The sequence below is a fragment of the Bacteroides sp. genome, from assembly GCA_036351255.1.
Lineage (GTDB): Bacteria > Bacteroidota > Bacteroidia > Bacteroidales > UBA7960 > UBA7960.
Genome location: JAZBOS010000011.1, coordinates 1 through 6,928, shown reverse-complemented (window position 1 = coordinate 6,928; position 6,928 = coordinate 1). Strand labels below are relative to the sequence as shown.

Here is a 6,928-nt window from a genome sequence, read left to right as displayed (position 1 = left end):
TTGGGCACCTCTTCGGTGAGCACCTGGAGGTGGTTGTGGCGGCTCTTGCTGTTGAGGCTGGGCCAATCGCTCAGGATGATCTTGCGGAACAGCCGCCTGCGGATCTGGTAGGAGAAATCCTGCTGATAGGCTGCCTGGAACAGTGACTTGCCATAGGTCAGCAGGGCAATGATGGTCAGCAAAACCAGGTAGGCCAGAAGCACCGACTCGAAGGTGATGGGAATACCGGTCTTCTCTGAAAAGTTGGTGAAGAAGGCCACCAGTGAATTGCTGCCCGCCCCTTCGCCCACTTCAAGCAACTGCAAAAAGGGGATCAGCAAAGCAATGGAAAAGCCCTGGGTAGTACCCAGAACCAGGGTAAGCAGGAACAGCAGCAACAACCGCCACGGCTGATATTCGAGCAGCAGCCGGAAGGACTTGAGCAGAAAGAGGTAGTTGCTGGTGGATTTCAAGGGTTGTCGTTGTTGTCAGGTTGTCAAGTTATCAGATTGTCATTGTTAAGATCAAAAGGTTTCAGGTATCGGGTTTTGGGTGTCAGGACTGGCAAGCTAATCAGGGAGTTTCGGGTAATCAAAAATTTTAATTCGCTAATCCTTGGTTTCGGCAGGCAGGCTTGAATCCGCTGGTTAGCGGACAAGCCCTAAACTCCTAATCCCGGACCTTAAACCAAGAATTACACTTTTTCTCTCTCATCGCTCACCTCTCTGATGAGTCCCAGCCTCTGCATCTCGGCAAGGTGTTCTTTCACATCCTGCTGGCATTGATCAGGACTTACATCAAACTCCTCAAGCAGGGCCTTGCAGAGAGCATCCAGGCTTAAGGGGTTTTCAAGGAGCTCCCAGATGCGGGTGGCTGCGGGGTTGAGGGCAAAGTATTTTCCCTGCTTTATGTCCATCATCACCAGCTGGTCGTGCAGGGCACCTGAGATGGTTTCGGGATTGCGGTAATAGGTCGTTTGGCTCATAAAACAAAATTATGCATTTTTGCTTACACGAATCAATCCGAATTGCTCCAGCCGGAGGGATTCGTCCACTTGTCAATTTCACCGCTCTTTTTGCTGACCCTACTAATTTTGCCTTCTAAGTCTAGCCTGAATAATGCCCGCATATTCATAAATGGCACGGTCAGTAAGGGAAATATTCTGTGGGCCGGGAATCCACCATTGAGACCTGGAAACCGGGCTTTCCTTGATGGCGTGATTGGTGGGTGCCGGCAGGGGATTCAGACCGGCTTTACTGAACCACATCATAGCCCGGGGGATGTGGGTGGCAGAGGTTACAATAACCAGGGGCTGATGGTTCCCATAGGTTTTAAGGTAGGCTTGGGCTTCCTGACGGGTATTCTCCGGCTCAGGAATGATGGCCATCTGACTGGCCTCCACACCCATCAGCAGGGCGGTTTGATACATCACCCTGGCGTTGCTTACTTTATCTTTTCCAGGATAACCTGAAAGGATAAGCAAGCTTCCGGGATGCTGGCGGTGGATGCGTATGCCTTCCACCAGGCGTCCCAGGGCGCTGAGCGATAATTGATTATTTGCAGGTAATCGTTCATCAGAGGTGTGGCCGCCTCCCAGCACCAGGACGTGAAGAGGCTGGTCAACCGGGAAGGAAAGCGAATCATCAAACACCCCATAACGGTTTTCCAGGCCGCTGATCAGCAAACGGGGCAGGGGACCCGTGCTGGTTGTCAACAACCAGACCAGCGCAAATATTCCAAACCAACGTGCCAGACGTTTTTTCTTCCATAAGCCAAAGATCAAAGCGACAGCTGCCAAAAACCAGAAAAAGGGAAGAACAGAAAGTAAGGATTTCAGAAGGACGGGCATATGGATTGAAAACCTTAAAGAGGGATAATTAAAAGAAAAACGAGAAAAGTGATGTATAGATCAACATTTATTCAAGAGGTTCAAATTTTTCATCCAGGACCTCGTAAATGGAATTGTTGGAAATGAATTCCGGCACCATTTTTTTCATTTCTTCAACCAGGGCAAAGTTGTCGCCTGTTTTGAGAATTCTATCCAGTTCTTTCAAATGGTTGAGGACTTCTGAGCGGCTATAAATGGTAACCCTGGCCCGCAGGATCTTGGGATGGTGAGTGGGCAGGGTGTTCTCATTATTATTGAGCAGCTCCTCAAATAGTTTTTCCCCGGGGCGCAAGCCGATCTCCTTGATCAATATATCCTGGTTTGGAACATAACCAGAAAGCTGAATCATTTTTTCTGCCAGGTGTGAGATTTTAACGGGTTCACCCATATCAAAAACAAAGATCTCCCCCCCGTTCCCCATGGTGCCAGCCTCAAGCACCAGGCTGCAGGCTTCAGGGATCATCATAAAATATCGGGTGATCTCGGTGTGGGTAATGGTAACCGGGCCGCCCTGTTCAATTTGTTTCCTGAAGAGCGGGATCACCGATCCGTTACTGTCCAGCACATTGCCAAAACGTGTGGTCACAAATTGGGTGCCTCCTTCCTCCATACTTTGTACATAGATCTCGGCGATGCGCTTCGAGGCTCCCATCACATTGGTAGGATTCACCGCCTTATCGGTAGAAACCATTACAAATTTCTTGGCCTTGTATTTTATTGCCAGGTCGGCAAGAATGTGGGTACCGAAAACATTGACCGACACCGCCTCATAGGGGTTGTCTTCCATCATGGGCACGTGCTTGTAAGCAGCGGCATGGTAAATCACTTCCGGACTGAATGTGTAAAAAAGCTTCTCCATACGGTGCTGGTCGCGGATGCTTCCCACCACATATTCAGCTCTCTCGGCATAGGGTTTTAATTCAGGGCTTTGATTGATCTCAAACTGCAGATCGTAAAGCGCGGATTCGGCTTGATCGAGTAAAACAAGTTTGCGGGGTTTATAGGTTATTACCTGACGCACCAAGCCCGAACCAATGCTTCCTGCTGCACCTGTGATTAGCACTACTTTCCCTTCAAGCTCCCGGGCCACATGTTCAACGCCCAACCTGATTGGCGGGCGTTCCAGAAGTTCCTCGATACGTGCACGCCTAAGCTGTGAGGTGCTCAGCTTGCCGTTAATCCAGTCGCGTACTGGGGGCATCACCTTTACCTCAAGCTGGTACTCAAGCCCTTTTTCGATCAGGTCTTTACGGCGGTCAATACTCAGGTTTTGAACAGCAATGATTAACTGATCGGCACGACTTTCGTTTATGAAAAGGTTGTTAAAAACCTTTTCGGGGAGCATCACTGGAATCCCGTCCAGCATTTTGCGTGTTTTGCCCGGATTATCATCCACAAAGGCCATCACCTGGTAATTGATGAGGCTGTCCTGCATCAGCGCACTGCGGGTCACCATGCCTGCGCTTCCCGCCCCAAAGATGATGACCCTGCGTTTCAGTTTAATATTGGCTCTCACCAAACGGTGAAAAATGGTCTTGATCACAAGCCGTGCCCCGGTAAGAACAAAAAATGACAACAAAAAGTGAATCAGCAGAACAGCATAGCGGGGAAAAAAGGAAATCGGATAATGAAACAAGTCAGCAAGGGCCGTCAAAAGAATCAGCGCCATAAATGAAAACCCCAGAGCCTGAAGCACCCTTGCGATCTCGTGAAGTCCGGTATGACGAATGATACCTGAAAAGGAACGGAAAACAAACATAAAAACCGAATAAACCATTATGGTAAATACGGCCCTCACGGACACTACATCCATGGGCATTTCCGCCAGCTTAAAATTCAGGCGAATGGCGTAAGCAAGAAAAAACAGGAAGAAAATGACCAGGATATCGAAAACCAACACGTACCATCGGGGCAAAAACCTGTTATAATAACGACCGTAAAGCTTCAGTAACAACCTATACAACTGTGTGTTCTGGACCTTCATAGTGTCAGTTTAGGGAGGAAAGAAACCCGTTTTGTGGATTCTCTTGCAAATTTAAACGAAAAAACGAAAACACAATTAATAAAAAGTTACAGTTCCATCGTGAAATTGAGAGCCAGAAGTCCTTTTACAATAAAAATACAGTGCTTTATCATTCATTTTCAGGCCTTCCCAATTCATTGTGGTTATTTCAAATGAAATAAAAGCTTCATCACCTCAGCAATGCGTTCCTTTTCCTCTGCAGTCATATTCGATCCGGAAGGCATACAGAGCCCGTATTCAAACAACTTCTCTGCTACCTGCCCCCCAAAATAAGGATATTCCTTGAAAATGGGCTGCAAATGCATGGGTTTCCAGAGCGGTCGCGATTCAATGTTACGGGCCTCCAAGGCTTGCCTGATATCTTCACGGGTAATGCCCCCGGTTTCTTGCGGGTCGATAAGCATAGTGGTCAGCCAGCGATTGGAAAAACAGCCAGCTGGTTCCGTCAGAAATCGTATCCCGGGAATCCCTCCCAACAACTCCTGATAGAAGTCGAAATTAGCCCGACGCTGGTCAATGCGTTGCGGAAGCACCTTCATTTGCCCTCTGCCAATTCCAGCTAACACATTGCTCATCCGGTAGTTATACCCGATATGACTGTGCTGGTAATGAGGGGCGGGGTCGCGTGCCTGTGTGGCCAGGAAACGGGCTTTTTTAATCAGGGCCTCATCGTCAGAGAGCAGCGCACCGCCCCCGCTGGTGGTGATGATCTTATTGCCGTTGAAGCTTAGGATGCCCAGCTTGCCAAAGGTACCGCACTTACGTCCATTGATTTCCGAGCCCAGGGCTTCTGCTGCATCTTCCACAATGGGAATATCGAAGTGTTGCGCAATCCCCATGATTTCATCCATCTTTGCGGGCATACCATACAGATGCACCGGGATGATGGCTTTGGGTTTTTTCCCTTTTGAGGTCAGGTCTTTTACGGCTTGCTCCAAAGCATTGGGGCACATATTCCAGGTCTTGGGTTCGCTGTCAACAAAGACCGGTACAGCACCCAGGTAGGCAATGGGGTTTGCGCTGGCCGAAAAGGTGAGGCTCTGGCAAATGACAGGATCACCTGGCTTAACCCCCAGCATTATCAGCGAAAGGTGCAGGGCTGCGGTCCCGCTGCTCAGCGCTGCTGCGTGGGCTGAACCGGTATATTCCTGGAGGTCGCCCTCAAAGCCATCCACATTGGGGCCCAGGGGGGCTACCCAGTTGGTGTCAAAAGCTTCCTTTACAAATACTTGTTCTGTATCACCCATATGGGGTGAGGAAAGGTAAAGGCGGGGAGGGGTTTGGCTCAAAGCTAAGGAGTTAAGATTCAACGTGAAAACACAATTACCGATTAATGTGCTTGTTTGAAAAAGTTTACAAATTTACATAAAAAGCAGGCTTGTGTTCCTTTAAAAGTGGAATAAGAAAAGGTTAAAAATCCAACGCAATTTGAAAGGTCTTTATTTTTGGTAAAACCCCTAGGGTTTATCCCGCCTATGGTCCTTAAAAGTTTTCCTAATCCCCCAGGCCAGGCCCACCAGGGTCAGGATGACTAAACCACTTCCAGGTGGGGTGTCGTGAGGTTTCTGGTCGCCCGGCAAACCATGCCCTGGTGGATGATGGGGTGGATTGCCAGGCTGTCCAGTGGTTGCGATGGGGAAAAACAATAAAACACTGAATAGCAATAATAACCTAAACTTGGTTTTCATGCTGAAGATTCCCCTCCCTTTTTTATAGCGACAACAGCTCCAGGTATTTTTCATATCACAAAGATCTTTTTGGAAACAGTCCAACGCTTACCCTTAATCCTGACAAAATAGATGCCTGCTTCCACGTCCATCTTGATGGAATGCTGCCGCCCCGCACCCAGGGATCTTGTCAATAGCAGTCTGCCCCCGGGATCGAAGACCTCCATAGTTCTTCCTCCCTCTTCCATCGGAAATTTGAGATATAAAACTTTTGCTGCAGCGTAAATCTCAACCGCCTTTTCCTGAATGTGTTGCCCTATCCCTGTTGAATTTGCAGACTTAAACCGCAGCTCAAACCGCAGCGGATCATCGTCCGTTTCTGCCGTGAACAGGTAGGGATTGCCCTGTTGCAAGGGGTGTTCAGTATCCAGTTTGCGGTCGTAAAGGAAAAGTCTGGCATTAGTCTTGTTTTCTAAAAGCGCAACACGGAAGGCATGGGCTTCGTTTTTCACAAACCCCAAGGGGATGACCTGATCAAGGTCTATTTCGGGCAAACTGAAAACGGCAAGTTTTTCGTCTTGCTTGAGGCTGTAAAACTGTGGTGCAAAGCCTTGCAGGAAATGTGCATCCCAGTAAGGCTGAAAGGTTTCTGTTGCAGAGGGATTGACCATCAGCAGGCTTTCCTGCTTCGAAGCGTTGTCCTGCTCAATGGCAGCCAATCTGATCCAGCCACTTATTTCCGATTTGTTGACCAGTGGGCTCTCGTGGACCCGTGCAGCAGCAGGGAGGGTCAGGTCAGCAGATGCCCCACCGGTAAGCTGTACCATAAAGCCCTGGCCGGCGGGGATGCACCCTCCGGGAGGCACCACGACATAGCTTTTTGAATTGCTATCCCAGGTATGGGCAAAGGCATTTATGTTCATTGCCTGCAGGTCACCCCAAATGTCCAAGTCATGATTCCAAAGCAATCCACTGGGAAAAGGATTGCCCAGCAAGTTCCATCCGCTGAAATCCTCCCCTTCGGTGTAGGTCAGCGTGCGGGTAATATCCCCAGCCGTCAGCTCACCCGCAAAAGCCTTTGCGCCCCCTTGCTCATAGGCCAGCAGATAGCCCTCGCCTGGAACAAAACGGTTGATCCCATTGCTGCTTTCTTTTTGATTCAGCCAGAGTTGTTGCGGCTCGCTCCAGGCATAAAAATCATAATCATTGCCCATGCCAGAGGGGGTCCATTCTCCCGTGATGAGCTGGTCCTCTACAGGCGAAGAAACCAGGTGCCAGCCATCGGTGCAGTCGTTCCAGTTGGCTGCTGCCAGATTCCGGTTTACCGTTGCCGGCACATCTGCATTGGGGTGAATCAGCGATCCCCCTTCT

General features: G+C 49.3%; 7 protein-coding genes. All 7 read right to left on the bottom strand.

Going from position 1 to position 6,928, the window contains the following annotated elements; genetic code table 11:
• A partial coding sequence (locus V2I46_00705) for a hypothetical protein (GenBank protein MEE4176005.1) occupies positions 1-452 on the bottom strand: 452 nt, incomplete at its 3' end.
• 221 nt (positions 453-673) lie between these two features.
• Positions 674-964: an HPr-rel-A system PqqD family peptide chaperone gene (locus V2I46_00700; protein ID MEE4176004.1), complete on the bottom strand. Its 291-nt coding sequence runs from the start codon at positions 962-964 to the stop codon at positions 674-676.
• Between the two features lie 102 nt (positions 965-1,066).
• Complete coding sequence (locus V2I46_00695) at positions 1,067-1,828, bottom strand: ElyC/SanA/YdcF family protein (protein ID MEE4176003.1); 762 nt, start codon at positions 1,826-1,828, stop codon at positions 1,067-1,069.
• 67 nt (positions 1,829-1,895) lie between these two features.
• The gene (locus V2I46_00690; GenBank protein ID MEE4176002.1) at positions 1,896-3,851 is read right to left on the bottom strand and encodes a nucleoside-diphosphate sugar epimerase/dehydratase; all 1,956 of its coding nucleotides are present in this window, start codon (positions 3,849-3,851) and stop codon (positions 1,896-1,898) included.
• Between the two features lie 182 nt (positions 3,852-4,033).
• Positions 4,034-5,137, bottom strand: coding sequence for an aminotransferase class I/II-fold pyridoxal phosphate-dependent enzyme (locus tag V2I46_00685; protein MEE4176001.1), 1,104 nt, complete (start codon positions 5,135-5,137; stop codon positions 4,034-4,036).
• A 210-nt stretch (positions 5,138-5,347) separates the two neighbouring features.
• Positions 5,348-5,578: a hypothetical protein gene (locus V2I46_00680; protein MEE4176000.1), complete on the bottom strand. Its 231-nt coding sequence runs from the start codon at positions 5,576-5,578 to the stop codon at positions 5,348-5,350.
• Positions 5,579-5,628: 50 nt separating this feature from the next.
• Positions 5,629-6,928: T9SS type A sorting domain-containing protein (locus tag V2I46_00675; GenBank protein MEE4175999.1), on the bottom strand; the 1,300-nt coding region annotated here is incomplete at its 5' end.